The 24,662-nt window shown below is 71.9% G+C and carries 16 protein-coding genes; 7 read left to right on the forward strand and 9 right to left on the reverse strand.

Annotation, left to right across the window (positions count from 1 at the left end; translation table 11 throughout):
* Nucleotides 1–116: 116 nt before the first annotated feature.
* Complete coding sequence (locus EDD93_RS19890; protein ID WP_260255788.1) at nt 117–713, reverse strand: NAD(P)H-dependent oxidoreductase; 597 nt, start codon at nt 711–713, stop codon at nt 117–119.
* A 530-nt stretch (nt 714–1,243) separates the two neighbouring features.
* Here EDD93_RS19890 and EDD93_RS19895 point away from each other — a divergent pair.
* From EDD93_RS19895 to EDD93_RS19910, 4 genes are all read left to right on the forward strand, one after another.
* Nucleotides 1,244–2,965, forward strand: a complete 1,722-nt coding sequence (locus EDD93_RS19895; RefSeq protein ID WP_123526422.1) for a carbohydrate-binding module family 20 domain-containing protein — start codon at nt 1,244–1,246, stop codon at nt 2,963–2,965.
* An 84-nt stretch (nt 2,966–3,049) separates the two neighbouring features.
* Nucleotides 3,050–8,377 (forward strand): pullulanase-type alpha-1,6-glucosidase, encoded by a 5,328-nt coding sequence (gene pulA / locus EDD93_RS19900; protein WP_123526423.1) that lies wholly within the window; start codon nt 3,050–3,052, stop codon nt 8,375–8,377.
* A 197-nt stretch (nt 8,378–8,574) separates the two neighbouring features.
* Nucleotides 8,575–10,611 (forward strand): NB-ARC domain-containing protein, encoded by a 2,037-nt coding sequence (locus tag EDD93_RS19905; protein WP_123526424.1) that lies wholly within the window; start codon nt 8,575–8,577, stop codon nt 10,609–10,611.
* Nucleotides 10,612–10,738: 127 nt separating this feature from the next.
* Nucleotides 10,739–11,089 carry a 5-carboxymethyl-2-hydroxymuconate Delta-isomerase gene (locus EDD93_RS19910; RefSeq protein WP_123526425.1) on the forward strand — a complete coding sequence of 117 codons (351 nt, stop codon included), beginning with the start codon at nt 10,739–10,741 and terminating at the stop codon, nt 11,087–11,089.
* A gap of 4 nt (nt 11,090–11,093) precedes the next feature.
* On the opposite strand, the gene EDD93_RS19915 is transcribed toward EDD93_RS19910, so the two are convergent.
* The 5 genes from EDD93_RS19915 to EDD93_RS19935 form a co-directional block, all read right to left on the reverse strand.
* Nucleotides 11,094–11,816 (reverse strand): TetR/AcrR family transcriptional regulator, encoded by a 723-nt coding sequence (locus tag EDD93_RS19915; RefSeq protein ID WP_123526426.1) that lies wholly within the window; start codon nt 11,814–11,816, stop codon nt 11,094–11,096.
* Between the two features lie 49 nt (nt 11,817–11,865).
* A complete protein-coding gene (locus EDD93_RS19920) occupies nt 11,866–12,948 on the reverse strand; it encodes a PDR/VanB family oxidoreductase (RefSeq protein WP_123526427.1) in 1,083 nt (360 codons plus the stop codon).
* A gap of 2 nt (nt 12,949–12,950) precedes the next feature.
* A complete protein-coding gene (locus EDD93_RS19925) occupies nt 12,951–13,856 on the reverse strand; it encodes a metal-dependent hydrolase (RefSeq protein ID WP_123526428.1) in 906 nt (301 codons plus the stop codon).
* 76 nt (nt 13,857–13,932) lie between these two features.
* Entirely contained in the window at nt 13,933–15,882 is a 1,950-nt protein-coding gene (locus EDD93_RS19930; RefSeq protein ID WP_123526429.1) for a hypothetical protein, read from the reverse strand.
* A 76-nt stretch (nt 15,883–15,958) separates the two neighbouring features.
* Complete coding sequence (locus tag EDD93_RS19935) at nt 15,959–16,540, reverse strand: carboxymuconolactone decarboxylase family protein (protein WP_123526430.1); 582 nt, start codon at nt 16,538–16,540, stop codon at nt 15,959–15,961.
* A gap of 88 nt (nt 16,541–16,628) precedes the next feature.
* Here EDD93_RS19935 and EDD93_RS19940 point away from each other — a divergent pair, with 88 nt between their 5' ends.
* Nucleotides 16,629–17,123, forward strand: coding sequence for a MarR family winged helix-turn-helix transcriptional regulator (locus tag EDD93_RS19940; protein ID WP_123526431.1), 495 nt, complete (start codon nt 16,629–16,631; stop codon nt 17,121–17,123).
* A 166-nt stretch (nt 17,124–17,289) separates the two neighbouring features.
* Nucleotides 17,290–18,939 (forward strand): alpha-L-fucosidase, encoded by a 1,650-nt coding sequence (locus EDD93_RS19945; protein ID WP_185092384.1) that lies wholly within the window; start codon nt 17,290–17,292, stop codon nt 18,937–18,939.
* Nucleotides 18,940–18,999: 60 nt separating this feature from the next.
* Here EDD93_RS19945 and EDD93_RS19950 read toward each other — a convergent pair whose 3' ends face one another.
* The gene (locus EDD93_RS19950; RefSeq protein ID WP_123526433.1) at nt 19,000–19,647 is read right to left on the reverse strand and encodes a response regulator transcription factor; all 648 of its coding nucleotides are present in this window, start codon (nt 19,645–19,647) and stop codon (nt 19,000–19,002) included.
* Nucleotides 19,632–20,900 carry a sensor histidine kinase gene (locus EDD93_RS19955; protein ID WP_123526434.1) on the reverse strand — a complete coding sequence of 423 codons (1,269 nt, stop codon included), beginning with the start codon at nt 20,898–20,900 and terminating at the stop codon, nt 19,632–19,634. Before EDD93_RS19955 ends, EDD93_RS19950 begins: the two co-directional genes overlap by 16 nt.
* Nucleotides 20,901–21,147: 247 nt before the next feature.
* Here EDD93_RS19955 and EDD93_RS19960 point away from each other — a divergent pair, with 247 nt between their 5' ends.
* Nucleotides 21,148–23,289, forward strand: coding sequence for an MMPL family transporter (locus EDD93_RS19960; protein WP_185092385.1), 2,142 nt, complete (start codon nt 21,148–21,150; stop codon nt 23,287–23,289).
* 73 nt (nt 23,290–23,362) lie between these two features.
* On the opposite strand, the gene EDD93_RS19965 is transcribed toward EDD93_RS19960, so the two are convergent.
* Nucleotides 23,363–24,622, reverse strand: coding sequence for a glycoside hydrolase family 71/99-like protein (locus tag EDD93_RS19965; protein WP_123526435.1), 1,260 nt, complete (start codon nt 24,620–24,622; stop codon nt 23,363–23,365).
* Between the last annotated feature and the right edge of the window lie 40 nt (nt 24,623–24,662).

Genomic DNA, 24,662 nt, shown 5'->3' on the forward strand with positions numbered 1-24,662 from the left:
CCGTCCCGTCCCTGAGGGCTGAGCCGTGATCCCTGGCGGGCACACGAGGACGGCTACCCTTTCCCGGGTGCGGAGTTGCCGTCCGGTGGTCAGGGGACAAGGATCCCGGTGCCGCGTCAGGTCAGCAGTGCGCGGGCGTGCTCACGTGCCTCGCGCAGCCAGGACGCACGGGTCTCGTCGGAGGAGTCGGCGACCGTCCGGAAGACGACCCGGCGTACGTCGGTGACTCCCACGTACGGCAGGACGCAGGCCGACCAAATGCTGTGGAGCGGATCCCCGAACTCGCTCGCCTCCCGTTCGGCGGGAGTGTCGGAGGTATTCAGGACCAGGGCCCGGCCGGCCTTCAGCAGCCCCAGCGGCTCCCCGTCCGAGGTGCCCAGCTTGTAGGCGACGCCGGGCACCATCACGCGCTGAACCCACCCCGTGAGGACGGCGGGCGGCATGCCCCACCAATTGGGGTGGATGAACACCATGGCGTCGAGGGTGGCCACTTCCGCCCGGTGGGCCGCCAGTTGTGCGTCCGGGGTGTCCGCGGCGAACCGCACCGTCTCCGTCTCGTCGGCGGTCAGCCCGGCTGCGAATCCCTCCGCGCAGAGATCGTGCGCCAGTACTTCGGAACCGCGGTCGCGGAGCTCCTGCGCCACGGCGTCGAACACCGCGTGGTTGAAACTCCCGGGCCGCGGATGTGCGAGGTAGACCCCGGTGCGCACCATGACATTCCCCCAAAGACGTCGAACGCGGTCATCGGCCGGGGTGTGAAGCAGCCCCGCCCGGCGCCCATCATGGCCGGTGATGTGCCGCTGGGAGAAGCCGGCGACCGCAGTCGGCCCCCGCGTGCAGGAGGGGCACCCGGAGTCGGCCCGGGGTGGGCCGGCGGGGAGTGTGACTCCGGGTGCCCCTCTTGTCCGTGACCGGCCCGGCCGGACGGGCGCGTGGGGCCCGGGGTAACGGGACCCCCGGCCGACCGGACCGGAGTCGGGAGAAACGTAACAGGGCTGCAATGTCTTGCGTAAGAGCTTGCAGAAAGAATTCTGCGGCATTTCGTGGGTGTGAGCAGGATGTGAGCAGGTCGTGTCCAAAGGGTTGACCGGGACCTGGCGGGCTCGTACGGTCTCCCCGCAGCAAGGTTTGCATTCTTGCAGCAAGAACCTTCAGGGGCCTTGAGGGCAGGGTGCGTTGCCGTATGAGGCCGAGACAACCCGACAGCCGTCACTCGCATTTCCCCCACCGCAGGAGGAATGACATGGCACGCAGACCCCTGTCTGCAGCGCTCGCCCTGATGGCGGGCGCCGCCGCTCTCGTGGTCCCCGGCACGAGCGCCCAGGCCGCCGCGCCGGGCACCAAGGACGTCACCGCAGTTCTCTTCGAGTGGAAGTTCGACTCCGTAGCCAAGGCGTGCACGGAGTCCCTCGGCCCGGCCGGTTACGGGTACGTGCAGGTCTCGCCGCCCCAGGAGCACATCCAGGGCGGGCAGTGGTGGACCTCCTACCAGCCGGTGAGCTACAGGATCGCCGGACGGCTCGGCGACCGGACCTCGTTCGCCAACATGGTCGCCACCTGCCACGGCGCGGGCGTCAAGGTCGTCGCGGACTCCGTCATCAACCACATGTCGGCGGGCTCCGGCACCGGTACCGGCGGGTCCTCGTACACGAAGTACAACTACCCCGGGCTGTACTCCGCGCCCGACATGGACGACTGCACCGCGCAGATCAGCAACTACCAGGACCGCTACAACGTCCAGCACTGCGAACTCGTCGGCCTGGCCGATCTGGACACCGGTGAGGAGTACGTACGCGGCCGCGTCGCCGGATACCTCAACGACCTGCTCTCGCTCGGCGTCGACGGATTCCGCATCGACGGGGCGAAGCACATCCCCGAGGACGACCTGGCCGACATCAAGTCCCGGCTGAGCAACCCCGGCGCGTACTGGAAGCAGGAGGCGATCTACGGAGCCGGTGAGGCCGTCTCGCCCGACGAATACGCCGGCACCGGGGACGTCCAGGAATTCCGGTACGCCCGCAGCCTCAAGCAGGTCTTCAACAACGAGAACCTCGCCAACCTGAAGAACTTCGGCGAGGGCTGGGGCTTCATGGCCTCCTCGAAGGCCGCGGTCTTCGTGGACAACCACGACACCGAGCGCGGCGGCGACACGCTGAGCTACAAGGACGGTGCCACCTACATGCTTGCCAGCGTGTTCATGCTGGCCTGGCCCTACGGTTCGCCCGACGTCCACTCCGGCTACGAGTGGTCCGACAGGGACGCCGGCCCGCCCAACGGCGGTACGGTCAACGCCTGCTACAGCGACGGCTGGAAGTGCCAGCACGCCTGGCGCGAGATCGCCTCCATGGTCGGCTTCCGCAACACCGCCCGCGGCGAGGCCGTCACGAACTGGTGGGACAACGGCGGCGATCAGATCGCCTTCGGCCGGGGCTCCAAGGCGTACGTCGCGATCAACCACGAGGGCTCCTCGCTGTCCCGCACGTTCCAGACCTCGCTGCCCGCCGGCGCCTACTGCGACATCCAGTCGGGCAAGGGCGTCACCGTGGACGGCTCGGGCCGGTTCACCGCCACCCTCGGCGCCAACACCGCCCTCGCCCTCCAGGCGAACGCCCGCACCTGCGCCGGTGGCCCCACCGACCCGACGGACCCGACCGGCCCGGGGACCGGTACCTCCGGCGCCTCGTTCGGGGTCAACGCCACCACTCAGCCCGGCCAGAACATCTACGTCACCGGCAACCAGTCCGCCCTCGGCAACTGGAACCCCGGCGCCGCACCGAAGCTGGACCCGGCCACGTACCCCGTCTGGAAGCTCGACGTGAGTCTGCCCGCCGGTACGTCGTTCGAGTACAAGTACGTCCGCAAGGACGCGAGCGGCAACGTCACCTGGGAGAACGGTGCCAACCGCACGGCCACCGTGCCCTCCTCCGGCAAGGTCGCGCTGACCGGTGACGTCTGGCGGAGCTGACCTCCCCGGCCGGCCCCGCCCGCCGGACGGGCCCGGCCTGCCCGTCCGGCCCGTACCCGTACAACCCCTTCGAGGAGAACCCGAGTGATACGTCCGTACCCGCGCGTGCCCGCGCGAAGAGCGGCGCCCGCCGCCGTCGTCGCGGCCGCCCTGTGCGCGGCCCTCGTGCCCGCGCTGCCCGCCGCCGCGGCCAGGCCGCCCGCCGCGCCCTCGGACGCGAAGCTGGCCGCCGAGCCTGCCCGGCACGACCTGACCCGTGAACAGTTCTACTTCGTGATGCCCGACCGGTTCGCCAACGGCGACACCCGCAACGACAAGGGCGGGCTGACCGGTTCGCGCCTGGAGACCGGGTACGACCCCACCGACAAGGGCTTCTACCAGGGCGGCGACCTCAAGGGGCTGACCAGCAGGCTCGACTACATCAAGGGGCTCGGCACCACCGCCATCTGGCTCGCCCCGATCTTCAGGAACCGGCCCGTCCAGGGCACCGGCAAGGACGCCTCGGCCGGGTACCACGGCTACTGGATCACCGACTTCACCCAGGTCGACCCGCACTTCGGCACCAACGCCGACCTGACGAAGCTGATCGACAAGGCCCACGGCAAGGGCATGAAGGTCTTCTTCGACGTCATCACCAACCACACCGCCGACACCGTCGACTACGCCGAGAAGACCTACGGCTACAAGCCCAAGGGCGCCTACCCCTACCTCGACCGCGACGGCCGCCCCTTCGACGACGCCTCGGGCATGGCGAAGGTGGACGCCGACTCCTTCCCGTACAAGCCGGTCACCACCGGCGGCAAGACGCCGGCCTGGCTCAACGACCCGACGATGTACCACAACCGCGGCGACTCGACCTATGCCGGCGAGTCCACCACGTACGGCGACTTCTCCGGGCTCGACGACCTGTGGAGCGAGCGGCCCGAGGTCGTCTCCGGGATGGAGAAGATCTACGAGAAGTGGGTCCGCGACTTCGATATCGACGGCTTCCGGATCGATACCGTCAAACACGTCGACCTGGACTTCTGGACCCAGTGGGCGACCGCGCTCGACACCTACGCGGCCAGGCACGGGCGCAAGGACTTCTTCATGTTCGGCGAGGTCTACTCCGCCGACACCGCGATCACCTCGCCCTACGTCACGCAGGGACGGCTCGACGCGACGCTCGACTTCCCGTTCCAGGAAGCGGCCCGCCAGTACGCCTCGCAGGGCGCCCCGGCCTCGAAGCTCGCCGCCGTCTTCGGCGACGACTACCTGTACACCACCGACAAGGCCAACGCCTACGAGCAGGTGACCTTCCTCGGCAACCACGACATGGGCCGCATCGGGACGTTCCTGAAGCAGGACAACCCGCAGGCCGATGACGCGGAACTGGTGAAGCGGGCCCGGCTGGCCAACGAGGTGATGTTCCTCAGCCGCGGCAACCCCGTCGTGTACTACGGCGACGAGCAGGGCTTCACCGGCGCCGGTGGCGACAAGGACGCCCGCCAGACCATGTTCGCCTCGAAGACCGCCGACTACCTCGACGACGACGAGCTGGGCACCGACCGCACGCACGCCTCCGACGCCTACGACCCGGGCCACCCGCTCTACCGGTCGATCGCCGCCCTGTCCGAGCTGACCGCCCGGAACCCGGCGCTGCGCGACGGCGTGCAGAGCGAGCGGTACGCCGAGGGCTCCGTCTACGCCTTCTCCCGTACGGAACCGGCGCGCGGCGACGAGTACGTCGTCGCCACCAACAACGGCACGGCCGCGAAGACCGTCGAGCTGCCGACCGAGTCCGCGCGGATGGACTTCCGTACCCTGTACGGCGGTTCCGGTACCGTCCGCAGCGGCTCCGACAAGAAGATCACCGTCACCGTCCCGGCGCTGTCCAGCATTGTGCTGCGCGCCGCGAAGCCCCTGGCCGCCCCTGCCGCCAAGCCCTCGGTCACGCTGAAGGCACCGGCCGCCGGAGCCACCGGCACCGTCGAGCTCACCGCCGATGTGAACGGCGGCTCCCTCGACCGGGTCGTCTTCGCCGCCCAGACCGGCAACGGCAAGTGGACCACCCTCGGCACCGCCGACCACGCCCCGTACAAGGTCACCCAGACCATCGGCGCACACACGGCCGCCGGAACGCCCCTGCGCTACAAGGCCGTTGTCGTCGACCGCGCCGGGCGCACCGCGAGCGCGCTCGCCGCGTCCACCGCCGGACAGGCGCCCGCCCCGGCCAAGCCCGTCGCCGTGGAGCGCGACTACGCCGTCGTCCACTACAAGCGCGCGGACGGCGACTACGAGGGCCGGCGGATCCGGTCCGGCGACACCACCGCCGCGTTCACCGGGCGGGACGCCTACGGCGCCTTCGCCTGGATCAAGGTGCCGGAGGGCGCCTCCTCGGTCCCGTACACCGTCGAGAAGGACGGTGTCGCGGACGGGCCCGAGCGCACCGTCGACCTCGCGAGGACCGGGCAGGTGTGGATCGCGCAGGGCGAGGACGGCCAGGCCGACACCGCCCCCGAAGGCGCCTACCCGCCGCAGGACACCGGCAAGGCCGTCCTGCACTACTACCGGGCCGACGGCGACTACGACGGCTGGGGGCTGCACACCTGGACCGGCGCCAAGGAACCCACCGACTGGGCCAAGCCGCTGCAGCCGGTGAAGAAGGACGCCTCGGGCCTCACCTTCGAGGTCCCGCTTACCGACGGGGCCACCTCGCTCAGCTACATCCTGCACCGAGGCGACGAGAAGGACCTGACCGGCGACCAGTCGCTCGATATCGCGAGCTACGGCCACGAGGTCTGGATGCTCGGCGGCAGCGCCGGCTACCTGCTCCCGCAGACCGGCGGTGTGCCCGCCCCCGACCTCACCAAGGCCGAGGCGCAGTGGATCGACGCCGACACCGTCGTCTGGAAGGTGAAGGCCACCGACGCCACCAGCCAGCAGCTCGTCTACGCACCGGGCGGCGGGATCTCCGTCGTCGACGGCGCGCTCTCCGACGAGGGCCAGTGGCTGCGGCTCGGCCCGGCCGCGCTGACCGACGCCCAGAAGGCGAAGTACCCGCACCTCAAGGACTACCCGGCGTTCACCGTGGACGCCCGCGACCGCGACCGGGTCCGCGAGGCCCTGCGCGGCCAGCTGATCGCCACCCAGCGCGCGGCCAACGGCGCCCTGCTCGCCGCCACCGGGGTGCAGAGCGCCGGAGTGCTCGACGACCTCTACGGGAAGCGGGCGAGTGGCGCCTCGCTCGGCCCGGTCTTCCACCGGGGCACACCCACCCTGTCCGTCTGGGCGCCCACCGCCCGTACCGTCTCCCTCGAACTCGACGGCAGGCCCGTGCCGATGCGGCGCGACGACCGCACCGGCGTCTGGTCGGTCACCGGGAAGAAGAGCTGGAACGGCAAGCCCTACCGGTACGTGGTGAAGGTCTGGGCACCCACCGTCCAAAAGCTCGTCACCAACAAGGTCACCGACCCCTACTCCACCGCCCTGACCACCGACTCCGCCCGCAGCCTCGTCGTCGACCTCGACGACGGAAAGCTCGCTCCCAAGGGCTGGAGCGGGCTGCGCAAGCCCGCCGCCGTGCCGCTGCGCGACGCACAGATCCAGGAACTCCAGATCCGCGACTTCTCGATCGCGGACCCCACCTCCAGGCACCCCGGCCAGTACCTCGCCTTCACCGACACCCGCTCCGACGGGATGAAGCACCTCAAGCAGCTCGCCGACTCCGGCACCGGCTACGTCCACCTGCTGCCCGCCTTCGACATCGGCACCGTCCCCGAGAAGAAGAGGGACCAGCACAAGCCCGCCTGCGACCTGTCCGTCTACGCCCCCGACTCCGCCGAGCAGCAGGCCTGCGTGGCGAAGACCGCCGCGAAGGACGCCTTCAACTGGGGCTACGACCCGCTGCACTACACCGTCCCGGAGGGCAGCTACGCCTCCGACCCCGACGGCACGCAGCGCACCGTCGAGTTCCGGCAGATGGTGCAGGGCCTCAACGGTGCCGGTCTGCGGACCGTCATGGACGTCGTCTACAACCACACGGTCGCCTCCGGCCAGGACGACAAGTCCGTCCTCGACCGGATCGTGCCGGGCTACTACCAGCGGCTGCTGGAGGACGGCACCGTCGCCACGTCCACCTGCTGCGCCAACACCGCGCCCGAGAACACCATGATGGGCAAGCTCGTCGTCGACTCGGTCGTCACCTGGGCCAGGGAGTACAAGGTCGACGGCTTCCGCTTCGACCTCATGGGCCACCACCCCAAGGCCAACATCCTGGCCGTCCGCAAGGCCCTGGACGCGCTGACCGTCGCCAGGGACGGCGTCGACGGCAAGAAGATCATCCTGTACGGGGAGGGCTGGAACTTCGGTGAGATCGCCGACGACGCCCGCTTCGTCCAGGCCACCCAGAAGAACATGGCCGGCACCGGCATCGCCACCTTCTCCGACCGGGCCCGCGACGCCGTGCGCGGCGGCTCACCGTTCGACGAGGACCCCGGCGTGCAGGGCTTCGCCACCGGCCTCTACACCGACCCCAACACCTCCACCCACAACGGAACGAAGGCCGAGCAGAAGGCCCGGCTGCTCCACTACCAGGACCTGATCAAGGTCGGGCTCACCGGCAGCCTCGCCGGGTACACCTTCACCGACAGCTCCGGCAGCACGGTCAAGGGCTCGGACATCGACTACAACGGGGCCCCGGCCGGATACGCCGACGCCCCCGGCGACGCCCTCGCCTACGCCGACGCCCACGACAACGAGACGCTCTACGACACCCTCGCCTTCAAGCTTCCGGCACACACCCCGGCGGCCGACCGGGCCCGCATGCAGGTCCTGGCCATGGCGACCGCCACCCTCTCGCAAGGGCCCTCGCTCTCCCAGGCGGGCACCGACCTGCTGCGCTCCAAGTCCCTGGACCGCAACTCCTTCGACAGCGGCGACTGGTTCAACGCCCTGCACTGGGACTGCCGCGCGGGCAACGGCTTCGGCCGAGGCCTTCCGCCCGCCGCCGACAACGAGGCCAAGTGGCCCTACGCCAGGCCACTGTTGGCCAATCCGGCGATCAGCCCCGGCTGCGCACAGATCAACGGCGCCTCAGCCGCGTACCGGGACCTGCTCACCGTCCGGGCCACCGAGAAGGACTTCGGCCTCGCCACCGCCGGGCAGGTGCAGTCCGCCCTGTCCTTCCCGCTCTCCGGCAAGGACGAGACCCCCGGAGTGATCACCATGCGGCTCGGGAAGCTGGTGGTCGTCCTCAACGCCACCCCGGACACCACCACCCAGAAGGTCGCCGCCCTGGCGGGCCGGAACTACACCCTGCACCCCGTCCAGGCGGCGGGCGCGGATAGTACCGTCAAGAGGTCTGTCTACGGACGGAGTTCGGGAAGTTTCACCGTTCCGGGACGCACAGTGGCGGTGTTCTCAGCACGCTGACCGCAACAGGTCTACCGTGAGGCCAGCCGCCGGGGAGAGCCGCAGCAACACACTCCCGGGCGCGCCCTCCCCACTCCACCCGGCCGGTCCCGGCCCCGATCCCCGTACGCACCGCCAGCCGCGCCGTCGGCCCGCCGGTGCCGTACCGGGCGCGGGGTCCGGGGCCCGGCCGCTCCACCTGTTCAGCGACGGTGACGATGGTGAGCTACATCCCCGAGGAGACCACGAGCTTCGTCGGTCGGAAGACGGAGCTGGGCCGGATCGAACATGCCCTTGCCACCCGTCGGCTGACCACGCTCACCGGCTCCGGCGGGGTCGGCAAGACCCGCCTCGCGGTCCGCGCGGCCGGCCGCGCGGAGCCCCGATACCGCGACGGTGTCTGGTGGGCCGACCTCGCCCCGCTGCACGACGACGGTCTCCTCCTCGCCACCGTCTCCGACGCGGTCGGGCTCAGCGACCACACCCTGCGGATGCCCATGGACGTGCTCTGCGAGTGGCTCGCCGACAAGGAGCTGCTCCTCGTCCTGGACTCCTGCGAACACCTGCGCCCCGCCTGCGCCCACCTCCTCGGGGAGATCCTCACCACCTCCCCCGGACTCACCGTCCTCGCCACCAGCAGGCAGCCCCTCGGCATCAAGGGCGAACAGCTGGTCGAGGTGGAGCCGCTGCCCGTCGACGGGGCGGCCGACGCCCTCGCCCTCTTCCGGGCCCGGGTCGCGACGGCCGCACCCGGCACCCTGTTCGACGAACCGGGCACCGCGGAGGCCGCCGCCGAGATCGTCCGGCGGCTGGAGGGCATCCCGCTCGCCATCGAACTCGCCGCCGCGGGCACCGGCCGGCAGACCGTCGAGCAGATCGCCCAGCGGATCGGCTCCCGCCTCGACCTGCTCGCCGACGAGTCCATCCGCCCGCAGCGCCACCGCACGCTGCGCACCACCATCGGCTGGAGCCACGAGCTGTGCACCCCGCTGGAACGGCTGCTCTGGGCCAGGGTGACCGTGCTGCGCGGCGACTTCGACGAGGCCACCGCCCGCGAGGTCTGCGCCGGAGGACCGCTCACCGGGGACGGAGTGGGCACCGCGCTGCGCGGCCTGGTGGCCAAATCGGTCGTCGTGCGCGACGGAGCGCGCCACCGGATGCTGGACACCATCCGCGATTACGGCCGGATGTGGCTGGCCGAGCTCGGGGAGGAACGGGCCGCGGCCGACCGGCACGCCGCCTGCTTCCTCCAGCTGGCCCGCAGCGCCCACGCGGGCTGGACCGGCGACGACCAGATCAGCTGGTACCACCGCATCGCCGACACACACGCCGACCTGTGCGCGGCCCTGGACCACCTGCTCACCCACGACACCGCCGCCGCCCAGGAGATGGCCGGCCGGATCGGCTTCTTCTGGTGCTGCTGCGGCCACCTGCCGCAGACCCGCGGCTACGCACAGCGCGCCCTGGACGTCGGCCCGGCACAGGGCCCCCACCGCACCCGCGCCCTGTGGGTGCTCGGCATCTGCGTGATGCTCCAGGGCGACTACCCGGCCGCCGAGCGGATCGGGGAGGAGTGCGTGAAGGCGGCCGCCGAGGACGGGGCCGACGAGGGCGTCCTCGCCGCCGCGTACCTGCGCGGCTTCACTCACCTGATGGTCGGCCGGCCGGAGCTGAGCCTGCGCGAGGTGGACCGCGTGCTGCGGAGCACCGAGGCCGGCACCCCGCTCGAATCGACCTACCGGCTGCGCTGCCACCTGATCACCGTCTTCGCCCTGACCGGCCTCGGCCGGCTGGACGAGGCGGCCGAGGCAGCGGCCGTCCTGCGCGCGGCCTGCGAGGCCATGGACGAGTGCTGGACCCGCAGTTACGTCGACTACCAGCTCGCCCTGATCGCCCTGCTCCAGGGCCGCGCCGACGCGGCCGCCACCCATGCCCGGTCCATGCTCACCGGCAAGCACCGGCTCCGCGACAGCTTCGGTATCGCGCTCGGCCTGGACATCCTGGCCGCCGCCGTCGCCGCCCAGGGCGAGGGCGCCCACGCCGCCCGGGTGTACGGCACCGGGCAGCTCTACTGGCGGATGGTCGGCCACCCGCAGCGCGGCACCCCGGAGCTGGGCCCGCTGCGCGAGGCCTGCGAGCGCCAGGCCCGCGAGTCCGTGGGGGACGCCGCCTACCAGCGGGCCTTCGACCGGGGCCGCGCGGACAGCGCCGAGGCGGGCCTGGCACTCGCACTCCACGGGGAACTGCTCACCTGAAGCGTGTTGCAGAAGGCTGTGGGGCCCTGGCGAACCGCTCACATAGTGATTCCCGCTTGTGCGCGTTCCCCGGAGCGGGAAAGGGTGGGGGCCCACCGTCCCGCCCGCCCCGCCCAGGAGCCCCGCCATGCCGCAGATCACCGTCGACTACTCCGCCGAGCTCGACGACACCTTCGACCGCGCCGGCTTCACCCGCGCACTGCACCCGCTGGTCGCCGAGACGGTGACCACGAAGATCGCCGCCTGCAAGACCCGCTTCCGCCGGGTCGAGGAGGTCGTGGTGGCGGACGCGCCCGGCGGCGACGCGCTCGTGCACATCGACATCTCGCTGCTCGCCGGCCGCACCCCCGAGATCAAGGCCCGGCTCACCGAGTCCGTACGGGAGCTGCTGGCCGCCCACATCGGGCCGGCCGCCGGGCTGACGCTGCACCTCTCGGTCGAGGCCCGTGACCTCGACGCGTCCTACCGCAGCGCCTGAGGCCCTACGGAAGCCGCTGCGGCGGCACGGCCGGCACGGCGGGGGCCAGCGCGGAGAGCCGCACCAGCAGGTCGCCGAACGGCCCGTCCGCCGGCTCCTGCGCGAGGACCCGCAGCACGATGCCCGCCATCTCCCCGTTGTACGCGGCGCTCACGGCGATCAGCGCCGCGAAGTCGTGCACGAGCTGCAACTCCAGCTCGGCACGCGGGATGTGCCGTCCGTCCAGCCAGATCAGGGCCGTCGACTCGGCGAGCGACACCCAGGACCGGACGACCAACTCCAGCCGGGCCGGGGGCTTTTCGACCCCGAGGTGGGCCAGGATCTGCTCGCACGCCGCCTGCCGCACCCCGTCGATCATCGCGTTGGCCGTCGACGAGCCCACGGCCGGGCCGCCCCGCATCAGTGCGGCGAAGCCCGGTCCGTGCTGGTCGACGAAGTCGAAGAACCGCCCCATCACCCGTAACAGCCTTGCGCCCAGGGGGCCTTCGTGCGGCTCCAGGAACCGGGTCGCCAGCTCGTCGGCCGCCCGCCGCAGCGCCGCCTCGTACAGGCTCTGCTTACCCGGGAAGTAGTGGTAGACCAGCGGCCGCGAGATCCCGGCGGCGGCGGCGATCTCGTCGATCGAGACCTCGTCGGGGGAGCGGTGGCTGAACAACTCCAGTGCGACACCGATCAGCTGCTGCCTGCGCTCCTCGACGCCCATCCTGCGCCGCACCCCGGTCGTCATGGTGAACAGCGTACCGACCTGCGGGCCCGACGCACGGCCCCCGGGCCCGTCACAGATCCAGCACCAGCCGTTCGCCCCGGCACCGGGACACGCAGAGCAGCATCGAGTCCGCCCGCTCCGCGTCGTCGAGCAGATCGTCGCGGTGGTCCACCTCGCCCTCCAGGACGCGCTGCTGGCACGTGCCGCAGAAGCCCTGTTCGCAGGAGTACGCGACGTGCGGAAGCTCCGCCCGCACCGCGGCCAGCGCCGACTGGCCCGCCGCCACCCGGACCGTGCGGCCCGAGCGGCGCAGTTCCATCTCGAACGGGGCGGAGCCGGTGGCGTCCTGGGCCGCCGCGGTGAAGCGTTCCAGGTGCAGGGTGCAGCCGGGCGGGAGCGCGGCGGCGACCGCGTCCATCAGGGGCTGCGGGCCGCAGCAGTGCACCGCCGTGCCGGGCGCCGCGTCCGCCAGCGCTGCGGCGACGTCCGGGTGGCCCGCCTCGTCCTGCGGTACGACGGTGACCCGGCCGCCGTCCGCGTCCAGCTCCGCGAGCTCCGCCAGGAACGGCATCGTCGCCCGGCTGCGCCCTGCGTACAGCAGCCGCCAGTCCGCCCCGGCGGCGGCGAGCCGGCGCAGCATCGGCAGCACCGGCGTGATCCCGATGCCGCCCGCGACCAGCACGTACGCGGGGGCGTCCGCCAGCGGGAAGCGGTTGCGCGGGCCGCGGACCTCGACCTCGTCGCCCACGCGGAGCCGCTCGTGCACCTCCCGGGAGCCGCCCCGGCCGTCCTCGGCGAGCCGGGTCGCGACGGTGTAGGTGTCGGGGTCGGCCGGGTCGCCGCACAGCGAGTACTGGCGGATGAGCCCGGACGGCAGCACCAGGTCGAGGTGGGCGCCGGGCTGCCAGCGCGGCAGGCCGGAGCCCTTCAGCCGGAGCAGCACGACCCCGTCCGCAGGGGTGGACCGCTCGGTGACCGTCAGCAGCCTGCCGGTGGTCGAACGGCGCCGCGAGTGACCGGACACGGGCTCGTCGAGCGCCGGCAGCGGCCACAGCGGGGACTTCTCTATGCGCCGGCGCATCGCCCGCTTGGCGAGCAGTGCGGCGGCGGCCAGCGCGAGGACGGTGCGCGGCCGGGGGAGGAGCTGGGGCATGGTCAGCCGGCTTCCGTCGTACGGGCCTCGGCCGCGACCGCGGCGGGCGAGCGGTTGAGGTAGTCCACGGCCTGGGCCGTACTGCCCTCCTGCGAGGGGTGGTAGCCGCGGCTCAGGTAGCGCGGTATGGACCGCAGCATCGAGGGTGTGCTGGGCAGGGTGCCGCGCCTGCCGCTGCGGTAGAACTGCCCGAACGAGGCCTTGCCGTCCAGCAGGCTGGGGTCGTTCTCCATGAAGAAGCGGGCGCCGCGCTGCCAGAGGAAGGCCAGTGCGGAGAACGCCGTCGCCCAGGTCCGCACCCGCCGCCGGTATCCGCCGTCGACATGCATGAACACGTCGAAGGCGACCGACCGGTGTTCGACCTCCTCCGCGCCGTGCCAGCGCAGCAGGTCCAGCATGGTGGGGTCGGCACCGCGCCGGTCCAGCTCCTCGGCGTTCAGGACCCAGTCACCGAGGAAGGCGGTGTAGTGCTCGATGGCGGCTATCGTCGCCACCCGTTCCATCAGCCACCACTTGCGCGCCCGGCCCGGCGGCAGCGTGCGGTCCCCGAGCAGCTTCTCGAAGAGCCAGTCGACCTGGGCCGTGTACGGGGTCGGGTCGAGGCCCAGCTCCCTCAGGTGCGGGAGTACGTCGTCATGGGCCTGGGAGTGCATCGCCTCCTGGCCGATGAACCCGATGACGTCCTCGCGCAGCCGCTCGTCGTGTATGTACGGCAGCACCTGGCGGTAGACGTGGATGAACCAGCGTTCCCCGGCCGGTAGCAGCAGATGGAGGACGTTGATGGTGTGCGTGGTGAACGGATCGCCCGGTACCCAGTGCAGGGGCGTCCGGTCCCAGGCGAAGGAGACCCGGCGGGCCTTGAGTGCGATCCGCTCGGACGCGACCGCCGCTGGCTGCGTGTTAGACATGTTGTCAATGTACTGAGGGGTAGGCCCGGGGAACAGGGGCCTGCGGCGAATTCCTGAGCACGCTCCCGGCCGGGTGTCACCGCAGGGCCCCGACCCGACTGCCGTCTCTCAGCCGCCCGTTCAGCCGCGCCCGGTCGCCCGCGCCGGCGGGTACCGCGAGCAGCCGCCCCCGCGAGCTCCCCGTCACCCCGCCCGACGTGGTGAGTGAGGCGAACTGCTCGCTGCCCGCCGCGAGCACGTACCAATGGCCGTCGCGCGACTTCCACAGCACGCCCGCCAGTACCTGCGGGTCGCTCGCCCCGCAGGCGGGCGAGTCCTCGGAGCGCGCCGCGACGGCCCCCGGCGGACGGCTCCCCGGCGGCCGCGCGGACGGTGCCTGGAACTGGGCGAGCACCCGGCTCCCGGCGCCCCGCCAGGTCTCCGCCCTGGTGCACAGCCACCGGGCCGAGCCGCCGCCCTCGGGCAGCGGCTGCGTCGCGTACGCCCAGGAGTTCACCGAGCGCACCCCGTGCGAACGCACCGCAGGCAGCAGACACGCCGTCCGCGCCCAGCTCTCCAGCTCCGTGCGCCCCGCCACGTCGTGCGGCTCCGCGGGCGGGCCCGAGGTCAGCCGGGCCGGGGCGAGTTCACCGAGATCCGTCACCAGCCGGTCGGCCGTGCCGTCGGACAGCCCGACCGCGTCCCAGGTCCGGCAGCCACCCTCGGACCCGGTACCGCTCAGCGCGTCGGTCACCCCGTCCGGGGCGCGGTGCAGCGGGCGCGGCGCCCGGTCCGGGGCGAGCAGGTCCCGCACCGACGCGCTCCGCACCCAGGGCGCCGTCAGATAGCGGACCCGGCCCCCGGCCCGCTCCACCACCAGGGCGCCCGCCGAGGCCGCGTCCGCCCCGTCGACCCGGGCGAAGTCGAGCGCGGCGCCCTCGGACGGGTCGGCGTTACGGGGCTCCGCGTACCGCACGACGCGCAGTCCGTCGTAGAACAGCACCACCGCCGACGCGCCCACCTCGCCCGCGTACAGCAGCTGCGGGGCTCCCATCGGGGGGCCCATGGGCGTGCGGGGCGTCGCCGACGTCCGTACCCCGCCGCCCGGCCGCGCCCACACCGTCAGCGCCCGCCGCAGCAGCCGGGTGTCCTCGGTGCGGTCGCCCCGGGTGGGCCACGCGGTGAAGTCGGTACGCGGCGAGCGGCGCCAGAACGTGGCCGGCACCATCCGCAGCGCTCCCGGGTCCAGGGCCTCCTCGGCGGCCGGGTTGCGCGCGTACGGGGGCGCGGCCGGCCCTTCGCGCCCCCAGCCGCCGCCCGGCAGCCCCAGCAGCGTCCCGCACACCGCGGCCGCCGCGGCGGCGGCCAGCGCGGCGCGCGCGTATCTGCGGCGGCGCGGCAGGTCCGGCGGCCTGGCCTGCAGGGAGCACGGATCGAACTCCGGCGAGGCCAGCAGCGCGTGGGGCGCCGCCACCCCGTCCGCCTCCCGCAGGGCCGCGTGCGGATCGGCCACCCCCGCGGCGGCCAGCTCGCGGCGGACCTCGCAGTCCGTGAGCGACTCCAGGCCGCGCAGGACGAACGCGGCGCGCGCCGGTCCGCCGGCCGCCGAGAGCCGCTGCTCCAGGGCGAGTTCGTCCGCGCCGCCGGAGTGCGGGAACAGCCGCAGCCCCCAGACCAGCGGCAGGGCGGACGGCAGCCGCACCCGGCCCGGCCACCACCGCCGCCGCAGCGGCAGCCCCGCCGTCAGGGCGCCGCGCAGCACCTGGCGCCTGACGTACGCGTATCCGGGGCCTCCCGCCGCCGCACGGCCGGGGCGGCGCGGCAGCGGGAGGCCCGGACCGTCCGCCGGACAGGCCCGGCGCGCGGCCTGCAGCGAGCGCTGGGCCAGGGCGTGCGAGGCCAGCACGCGCCGGGAGCGGCTCAGTGTGGGCGGCAGGACGAGATAGCCGAGCCGGACCAGTCGCGGGTAGTGCTCGACGAGCGAGGCCTCGGCCTGCTCCGCGTCGACCGGGGCGGCGGCTGGCGGTACCTCTGGCAGTGGGCGCACATTCAGCTGAACGAGCGAATCGTGCGATGGTCACCCCGGGCCGTGTGTCCCCGGGATGCCGTGCCGGGCCCAAGGCTCAGGCGAAACGGGCCAGTTGGGGATCGATCGGGGCCGCCGTCATCCGGTTGGCCAGAGTCGACATCGTGTAGGCGCCGATCCCCAGGACCACTTCCAGCGCGTTGCGCGCGGTGTAGCCGCGGTCCAGGAACGACTGGAGCGTGGCGTCGTCCACCGCGCCGCTCGCCTCGATCACGGCGATGGTGAACCGCCTCATGGCCTCCAGTCGTTCGTCGGGGAGCGGCAGGGGGCTCTCGCCGCGCAGGGCGGCGATGAGTCCGCCGTCCGCCGCGAGGGCGGTGAGCTTCGCGGTGTGCATCGCCACGCAGAGGTGACAGCCGTTGCGGGAGGCCATGGTCATGATCAGGACCTCCCGGGAGAGCTGGTCCAGGGTGGTGGACTCGAAGAGCGCGCTCGTCCTCAGGAAGCCGTTGAGCAGCTCGGGCGACGAGGCGAGCCGGGCGACGGCGGCGGGCAGGTGGCCCTGCTTCGCCGTCACCGCCGCCATCGCGGCGCGGGAGGCGGCGGGAGCGGATTCGGGCGAGTGGTCGGGGAAGTGGCAGGCGATGTGCCCGGGGGACGGGGACAGGGGTGTGGACATGGCGGACCTCTCGTCTCAGCGTGAACGCGACGACGTAAACTCGACAACGTGATTGACGAAAAGGTAAATCAGGTTGTCGAGTTTCGCAATGGCTGAGCGGGCGGGGGATGCCGCTTCGAGCGGTGGTGGCGCGGGATTCGAGCTGCCGCTGCTGCTGTTCGCCGGCTTCCGGTCGATCATCGACGAGATGCACCGCGAGCTCGCCGTGCAGGGCCACCCCGAGGTGCGGCCCGCGTACGGGTACGCGCTCCAGGCGGTGGGCCTCGACGGGGCGACCGCGAGTGAGCTCGGCCGGCGGCTCGGGGTCTCCAAGCAGGCCGCGGGCAAGACCGTCGAGCGGCTCGAAGGGCTCGGCTACGTCGAGCGCGCCGACGATCCGCAGGACGGCCGCCGCAAACTGGTCCGGCTCTCCCCGCGCGGGATCGACGTACTGGCACGCTCGGCGGCGGGCTTCGACCGGGTGCGCGCGCAGTGGGTCCGGGTGCTCGGCGCCGAACGGGTCGCGGCCCTGGAGTCCGACCTGCGCACCATGGCCGCGGCGGACGCCTTCCGGCTCGACGCGTCGAGCTGGTTCAACGGCTGACGGGGCCGAGGGCGGCGGCGTGGAGGTGGGTCCGGACTTGGACTTTGCACACGAGAGATAGGACGTATCTGGTGGGCACCCTTCCCGCAGGCCACTCCGTGCGGCAGCATGCACGCGTCGGTACCCAAGAGATCCGACCACTCGTGGTCGGGAATGGGAGGGAACCATGGCACGACGCACCCATGTGCTCAGCGCGCTCGCACTGGCGGCCGCCGCCGCGCTCATCCCCGTGACTGCCACGGCGCAGCAGCCCGCGCACCCCGCCAAGCCCTGCGGCGCACCCGTTCGGCCCGCGTCGCAGATGACGGTCGAGGCATGCGACAGCCCCGCCCGGATCATCGAGAAGGCGGCGAACACCGTCCCCACTCCGGGCCAGCTGGCCTGGCAGCAGCGAGAGGTCACCGCCTTCACGCACTTCGGGATGAACACCTTCACCGGCCGTGAATGGGGCTCCGGCACCGAGGACGAGAAGCTGTTCGCGCCCAGGAGCATCGACGCCGACCAGTGGATGCGGGCCTACAAGGCCGCCGGCGCCGAACAGGTCATGCTCACCGTCAAGCACCACGACGGCTTCGTCCTCTACCCGAGCCGCTACACCGACCACTCGGTCGCCCTCAGCCCCGGCAGCCCCGACGTCGTCGCCCGCTACGTGAAGGCCGCCCGCAAGGCCGGCCTGAAGGTCGGCCTCTACCTCTCGCCCTCCGACGGCGCGGAACTCCCGCACGCCTGGCACGCCGAGTGGGTCGAGAAGATCCGGGCCAAGCAGGCCGACGGCGAAGCGCTCAGCCTGCCCGAGAAGATGGCCCTGGAGGACGGCGACCGCGCCCCCGCCGGACAGGGCCGCTTCGGCAACGGCAGCGCCGTCACCGAGCGCACCATCCCCACCCTCGTCCCCGGCGACGACCGGGCGGCCCGGGTGAAGAGCGGCAAGCTGCCCACCTTCAGGGTGAAGGCCGACGACTACGACGCGTACTACCTCAACCAGCTCTACGAGATCTTCACCCAGTACGGCCCGGTCGAGGAACTCTGGCTGGACGGCGCCAACCCCTGGTCCGGCTCCGGGATCACCCAGAAGTACGACGTCAGGCAGTGGTTCGACATGGTCAGGGCACTGTCGCCGAACACCGTCGTCTTCCAGGGCCCGCAGGGCGTCCGCTGGGTCGGCAACGAGTCCGGCGTCGCCCGCGAGACCGAGTGGAGCGTCACCCCGCACACCACCGACCCGTGGACGGGTCTCGGTAGCCTCCCCAACGACTCCACCGACCCCGACATCGGTTCCAGGGACCGCCTCCTGGCGCCCGGGGTCAACTACCTCCAGTGGTACCCGGCCGAGGCCGACGTCTCCAACCGCCCCGGCTGGTTCTACCACCCCGACGAAAAGCCCAAGAGCCCGGCGCAGTTGATGGACCTGTACGAGAAGAGCGTCGGCCGCAACGCCTCGCTGCTGCTCAACGTCCCGCCCGCGCCGGACGGCCGGATCGCCGACGCGGACGTCGCGTCCCTGACCGCCTACGGCGCCGACGTGCGCCGGATCTACGGCACCGACGTACGCGAGCAGGGACCCGGCCCGTACACCTTCGACCGGGTTGCCGTCCGGGAGGACATCCGGCACGGGCAGCGGGTGGAGAAGTTCGCCGTGGAGGCCCGGATCGACGGCGCGTGGCAGCGGATCGCGCAGGGCACCACCATCGGCCACGAGCGGATCCTGCCGCTGCCCTCGGCCGTCACCGCGTCCGCCGTCCGGGTCGAGGTGCTGGAGTCCAGGGCGAAGCCGCACCTGGGCGCCACGACCCTGCACCTCGCAGCCGCGCGCTAGGGTCTTTCGTTTTGGATCAGGCCGGACACCGCGAGTCCGGCATGATCCGAACGAGAGGCCCTAACCGCGGTCCAGATAGGCCAGTACCGCCAGAACGCGGCGGTTGTCGTCGTCGGAGGGCGGCAGGCCGAGCTTCCCGAAGATGTTCGAGGTGTGCTTGGCCACCGCCCGCTCCGTGATCACCATGTGCGCGGCGATCGCCGCGTTCGAACGGCCCTGCGCCATCTGCTCCATGACCTCCTTCTCGCGCGGTGTCAGCCCGCCCATCGGCTTGTCCTGCGAGCGCCGCGACAGCAGCTGCGAGATCACCTGCGGGTCCATCGCGGTGCCGCCCGAGGCGACCCGGCGGACCGCGTCGATGAACTGTTCGGCGTCGAAGACCCGGTCCTTGAGCAGATAGCCGATGGCGCCGTTGCCGTCCGCCAGCAGTTCACGCGCGTACAACTGCTCGACGTGCTGGGAGAGTACGAGCACCGGCAGCCCGGGTCTGGCCCGCCGGGCGGCAAGCGCGCACTGCAGCCCCTCGTCCGTGTGGGACGGCGGAAGCCGGACGTCGACCACGGCGACGTCCGGCTTCAACTCGGCAAGGGCTCTGGTCAGTTCGGGCCCCGTCTCGACGGCGGCCGCGATCTCGAAGTCGTACGCCTCCAGCATGCGCACCAGGCCGTCGCGCAGCAGGAAGAGATCTTCGGCTAGGACAACTCGCAAGGGATCTCCATGGTCACCATGGTGGGACCGCCCGCGGGGCTGCTGACGGCCATGATGCCGTCGAATGTACCGAGTCGGCGTTCGACTCCGCTCAGGCCCGAGCCCGAACCGGCGCTCGCACCGCCCTTGCCGTTGTCCGTCACGGAGATCCGCAGCATGTGGTCGCCATGGTGCAGGTCCACCCAGATCCGGTCCGCGCCCGAGTGCTTCGCCGCGTTCGTCAGGATCTCGCTGACCGCGAAGTACGCGGCCGACTCGACCGGCGCCTCGGCCCGGCCGCTCAGCTCCACCTCGACCTCGGTCCCGATCGGCATCCGCAGGGCCAGTGCCTTGACCGCGTCCCCCAGCCCGCGCTCGGCCAGCACCGGCGGGTGGATGCCACGCACCAGGTCGCGCAGCTCCGTGAGCGCCTCCGCGGACGACGCGCGGGCCATCGCCAGGAGCTTCTTCGCCTGCGCCGGGTCCTTCTCGACGAGCGCCTCGATGGTGCCCAGGTTCATGCCCATGGCGACCAGCCGGGCCTGCGCACCGTCGTGCAGATCCCGCTCGATGCGCCGCAGCTCCGTGGCGGCGGTGTCGACCGCCTCGTGCCGGGTCTCGGTCAGCCGGTCGATGCGCAGCGCCAGCTCCTGCTCATGGGTGGGGGCCAGCACCGAGCGCGCGATCACGAAGTGCGCGTGCAGGAGCCGCTCGCTCAGCAGCACCCCGGCCGCGAAGAGGACCACCCCGAGCGCGGCGGCGGCCAGCGCCGTGGCCTGGCTGTCGACCGGGACGAACCCGTACCAGTACCGGTCGTCCGTGAAGACCCGCCACAGCCCCGCCGCCAGGACGAACCCCTCCAGCGGGTAGATCATCAGCGCCGCCGCCATGATCGACACCACGTAGCCGGCCGTCATGTCGACCAGCATCCACTGCATGTCCCGCCAGGTGGCCGGGTCCTTCAGCATCAGCGTGGTCCGCTCCACCTGCCCGGTGAACCCGCTGCGGACGTCCTTCGGGAGCGGCCGGTAGGGGACCGGGATCCGGACGTCGGACCAGGTGATCGCCAGCAGCCGTCGCTGGTTGGCGTGCTTGCGGACCGCCGTCAGTACGTAGGGGGTGGTCACCAGGCCGATGCCCAGCGGGATGAGAGCGATCGAGACCACCGCCAGCACGAACAGCGTGACCGACCCCACGATTGACGCGAACGAGAGCACCAGCCCGCGCCCAGCGGCCAGCAGTGCGGCTCTCGTCCGTCCGTGCGGCGTGTTCATATCGGTCCCTCTTCCCTCGCCGGCACCCGTGGCAGCCCCGGTCCGCACACAGTCTGACGCCTCGGCCGGCCGCGACGTCAGCCGTCTCGACACCCGGCGGGGGTGTACCCAGCATCACCCCCGCGACCTCGCCCTACGTCACGGGGAGTGGGTGTTCCAGCGGCTGGGGCGGCGGGCGGCGGATTCGTAGATTCGAGGTGTCTTGACCGAGGTTCTACCAACGAAGATTTCAGGGGGCGAAGACGCCATGAGGCGCAATCTCGCGGCACGTATCGGTGTGTGGAGCGCACACCACCGAAAGACGGCCATTCTCGGCTGGCTGCTCTTCGTCGTGCTCGCCGCGGGCATCGGCGGTGCGTCGGGCATGGTCGAGATGACCAACGCGGAGAACGGTGCGGGCGACTCGGCACGGGCCGAGCAGATCCTCTCGGACGCCGGTCTCAGCCACCGGGCGGGCGAGATGGTCATGGTGTCGTCGGCCGAACCCGACGGCTGGCGGACCGCGGCGCGGGAGCTGGCCACCGCCCTCGGGAAGACCGGTGAGGTGACGGGCCTCCAGGCTCCGGTCGCCGCCGGGAACGGCAAGGACGCGCTGGTCACCTTCGAGATGAAGGGGGACGCCGCCACCGCGTCCGACCGGGTGCAGCCCGTCCTGGACGCCGTCGAGGAGGTCCAGAAGGGGCAGCCGGGCGTCACGGTCCACCAGTTCGGCGACGCCAGCGCCGGGAAGTGGCTCGGTGACCTGCTCTCCGACGACTTCAAGAAGGCCGAGTTCACCGCCGTACCGCTGGCCCTCGGCATCCTGCTGGTCGCCTTCGGCGCCGTCGTCGCGGCCCTGCTGCCCGTCGGCCTCGCCCTGACCGCCTGCCTGGCCGCCTTCGGTCTGCTGTCGCTCGCCAGCCACCAGCTGCACCTCTTCCAGACCACGTACTCCGTGATGTTCCTGATGGGCTTCGCCGTCGGCGTCGACTACTGCCTCTTCTACCTGCGGCGCGAGCGGGACGAGCGGGCGGCGGGGCGTGACGCCGAGACGGCGCTGCGGATCGCGGCGGCGACCAGCGGCCGGTCCGTCCTGGTCTCCGGGCTGACCGTCATGGTCGCCATGGCCGGCATGTTCCTGTCCGGACTGCTCCTCTTCAAGGGCTTCGCCGTCGCCACGATCATCGTGGTCTTCATCGCCATGATGGGCTCCGTGACGGTGCTGCCGGCCCTGCTGTCCTGGCTGGGTGACCGGATCGACGCCGGACGCGTGCCGCTGCTCAACCGGCGCGGCAAGCGGGGCGCGAAGAAGCAGAGCGGCCGGTTCGCCGGAAAGCTGCTGCGGCCCGTGCTGGCCAGGCCGAAGTTCTTCGCCGCCCTCTCGGTCGTCGTACTGCTCGTGCTCGCCGCGCCCGCCCTCGGCATGAAGACCGAGGAGCTCGGTCTGGAGAAACAGTTCGGCTCCCAGTCCGAACTGGCCATCGCCTACCGCGACATCAGCGCGTCCTTCCCCGGCGGCCCCGCCCCGGCCCAGGTGGTCGTCGAGGCCGACGACATCGAGGCCCCCGCCGTACGCAAGGCGCTCGGCGACTTCGACAAGGTGACCGTCCACCGGGCGCAGAACGTCGCGGAGATCGAGATCCCGATGCCGCACGGGAAGGCCGATCTGAGCGAACTGCGCGAGCACCGGCTGCCGGCCGCGTTCGACGGGACGGGCGCCCGCGCCTATGTGACGGGCGAGACGGCCGGGTCCGTGGACTTCACCGCCCAGCTGAAGAGCGGCATCGTGCCCGTCTTCCTCTTCATCGCCGCGGTGACCTTCCTGGTGATGCTGTTCTGCTTCCGCAGCTATGTCATCGCCGTGACCGCGATCCTGCTCAACCTGCTCTCGGTGGCCGCCGCCTACGGAGTGATGGTCGCCGTCTTCCAGCACGGCTGGGGCGCCTCGCTGATCGGATCGGAGGGCGTGGGCGCCATCGAGTCCTGGATGCCGCTCTTCGTGCTGGTCGTCCTGTTCGGGCTCTCGATGGACTACCACGTCTTCGTGGTCTCCCGGATCCGTGAGGCCCACGGCCGAGGCCTGTCCACCCCGGCCGCGATCGACGAGGGCATCCGCCGGACGGCGGGCGCGGTGACCGGCGCGGCCGTGATCATGGTGGCGGTGTTCGCGGTCTTCGGGACGCTGTCCATGCAGGACATGCAGCAGATGGGCGTCGGCCTGGCCGTCGCGGTCCTGCTGGACGCGACGATCGTCCGGATGGTGCTGCTGCCCTCCGTGATGGCGCTGCTCGGTGAACGCAACTGGCGGACCCCGCGCGGACTGTCCCGGCTGCCCGCCCTGGACCACAGCGAGCCGGAGCCGGAGCACGGCCCGGCGGTCGGCCCGGTGGCGACGGGACAGCGCGGCTGACCCCCGGCACATGCCGCGGCACGCGGCGGGCCCCGGCTCCGGTACGTACCGGAGCCGGGGCCCGCCGCGTCGTTCAGGGACGCACCGGGGTGGGGCGGTCGGCGGTCAGGGCCAGCTGCCCCTTGAGCATCCGCCCGCCGTCACCGGTCAGCCGCAGGTAGTAGTCCGCGGAACAGGAGGTTCCGTCCTCGTCGAGAGCGAGGATCCCGGACCCGGCGGGCACGTCGGCGGCCGTCTCCGCCGTCTTGGCGATCTGGTGCGCCTCGTTGTACTCGTCGAACATCGATATGTAGATGCCCTGGGCGCCCAGGCGGACCATGTTGTAGAACTGCCGCCACATGAAGTCGCCGTGCGCGCGCTGCCCGGCCTGGAGATCACCCGGCAGGACACACGGCTGGTAGTCGATGCCGTGCGCGGCGCAGTCCGCCAGGTCGGGGGTGTTGACGTTGGTGTAGAAGGAGTCCGACTCACCGGAGCTGCCGATCCGGCCCACCATCCAGGGCGAGAGCATGTCGAAGGCGTGGTAGACGTCCCGGAAGCCGGGACGGGAGTCCTCGTTCCCCGTCCGCCAGTGCGTGGGCACGCCTCCGATGACGTAACAGCCCTGCTGCTTGAACCAGTTGACGACGTCCAGGCACTCGGGCGCGTCGAAGGGCCGGGCGTCGTCGCTGAAGCCGAAGCCCCAGACACACACCACCGGCTTGCCGTTCTGGCGGGCGTAGGCGGCGGACGAGGTGTGCGCGGACATCTTCTGCGACCAGTCCTGCTTGATCTCGGTCGCCATCGACGTCCAGTTGGTCACGTCGTACATGACGTAGAACTTGCGGCCGTTGCTCTCGGCGGCGCCGCGCACCTTCTGGGCCATGCCGTCACGGGTGGGGCCCTCGGAGCCGAAGGGGTTGAAGCGCTGCAGGGCGGCGGTGTCGATGCCGTTCTCCCGCATCCAGCGGAAGTGGGTGTCGACGGTCTGCTGGTCCCAGGAGGAGAACAGCGCCGCGGCCCCTCCGCCGTTCAGGTCGGGCATGGCCGTCGGGTACGTACGGTCGTAATCGCTCACGTCGGGCCAGGACTTGGCACTGGACGCACCGGGGCGGGGGGCCTGCGACATGTCCGGGCTCCAGTGCCACCAGCCGTTGATCGGGGCGCCGTCGCCCGGCGCCGCGAACCAGCCCTGATAGCCGACGGTGACCTTGCCGACCACGTCTCCGGCGGGGCTCGCCGCGCCGGAGACCGAGGCGCTCGGTGCGTGGGCCCCGGCGGGCGTGGAGGACAGAGCGGTGGCCGTGACACCGGCCGTCGCCGCCAGCAGGAACGTGCGTCGCGATGTGGTCATGTGGGGGGCCTCTCATGGTGAGGACGGGGAACGGGGGCGG

The sequence above is a fragment of the Streptomyces sp. 840.1 genome (assembly GCF_003751445.1).
In the GTDB taxonomy this organism is placed as follows: Bacteria; Actinomycetota; Actinomycetes; order Streptomycetales; family Streptomycetaceae; genus Streptomyces.

What these genes read in the sequence shown, in the direction of transcription:
- EDD93_RS19915 (WP_123526426.1), bottom strand. Translation starts at nt 11,816, where the DNA reads ATGACGACCGGGGTGCGGCGCAGGATGGGCGTCGAGGAGCGCAGGCAG.
- EDD93_RS19945 (WP_185092384.1), top strand. Translation starts at nt 17,290, where the DNA reads ATGGCACGACGCACCCATGTGCTCAGCGCGCTCGCACTGGCGGCCGCC.
- EDD93_RS19890 (WP_260255788.1), bottom strand. Translation starts at nt 713, where the DNA reads ATGGTGCGCACCGGGGTCTACCTCGCACATCCGCGGCCCGGGAGTTTC.
- EDD93_RS19960 (WP_185092385.1), top strand. Translation starts at nt 21,148, where the DNA reads ATGAGGCGCAATCTCGCGGCACGTATCGGTGTGTGGAGCGCACACCAC.
- EDD93_RS19910 (WP_123526425.1), top strand. Translation starts at nt 10,739, where the DNA reads ATGCCGCAGATCACCGTCGACTACTCCGCCGAGCTCGACGACACCTTC.
- EDD93_RS19905 (WP_123526424.1), top strand. Translation starts at nt 8,575, where the DNA reads ATGGTGAGCTACATCCCCGAGGAGACCACGAGCTTCGTCGGTCGGAAG.
- EDD93_RS19895 (WP_123526422.1), top strand. Translation starts at nt 1,244, where the DNA reads ATGGCACGCAGACCCCTGTCTGCAGCGCTCGCCCTGATGGCGGGCGCC.
- EDD93_RS19935 (WP_123526430.1), bottom strand. Translation starts at nt 16,540, where the DNA reads ATGTCCACACCCCTGTCCCCGTCCCCCGGGCACATCGCCTGCCACTTC.
- EDD93_RS19955 (WP_123526434.1), bottom strand. Translation starts at nt 20,900, where the DNA reads ATGAACACGCCGCACGGACGGACGAGAGCCGCACTGCTGGCCGCTGGG.
- EDD93_RS19940 (WP_123526431.1), top strand. Translation starts at nt 16,629, where the DNA reads ATGGCTGAGCGGGCGGGGGATGCCGCTTCGAGCGGTGGTGGCGCGGGA.
- EDD93_RS19925 (WP_123526428.1), bottom strand. Translation starts at nt 13,856, where the DNA reads ATGTCTAACACGCAGCCAGCGGCGGTCGCGTCCGAGCGGATCGCACTC.
- EDD93_RS19920 (WP_123526427.1), bottom strand. Translation starts at nt 12,948, where the DNA reads ATGCCCCAGCTCCTCCCCCGGCCGCGCACCGTCCTCGCGCTGGCCGCC.
- EDD93_RS19965 (WP_123526435.1), bottom strand. Translation starts at nt 24,622, where the DNA reads ATGACCACATCGCGACGCACGTTCCTGCTGGCGGCGACGGCCGGTGTC.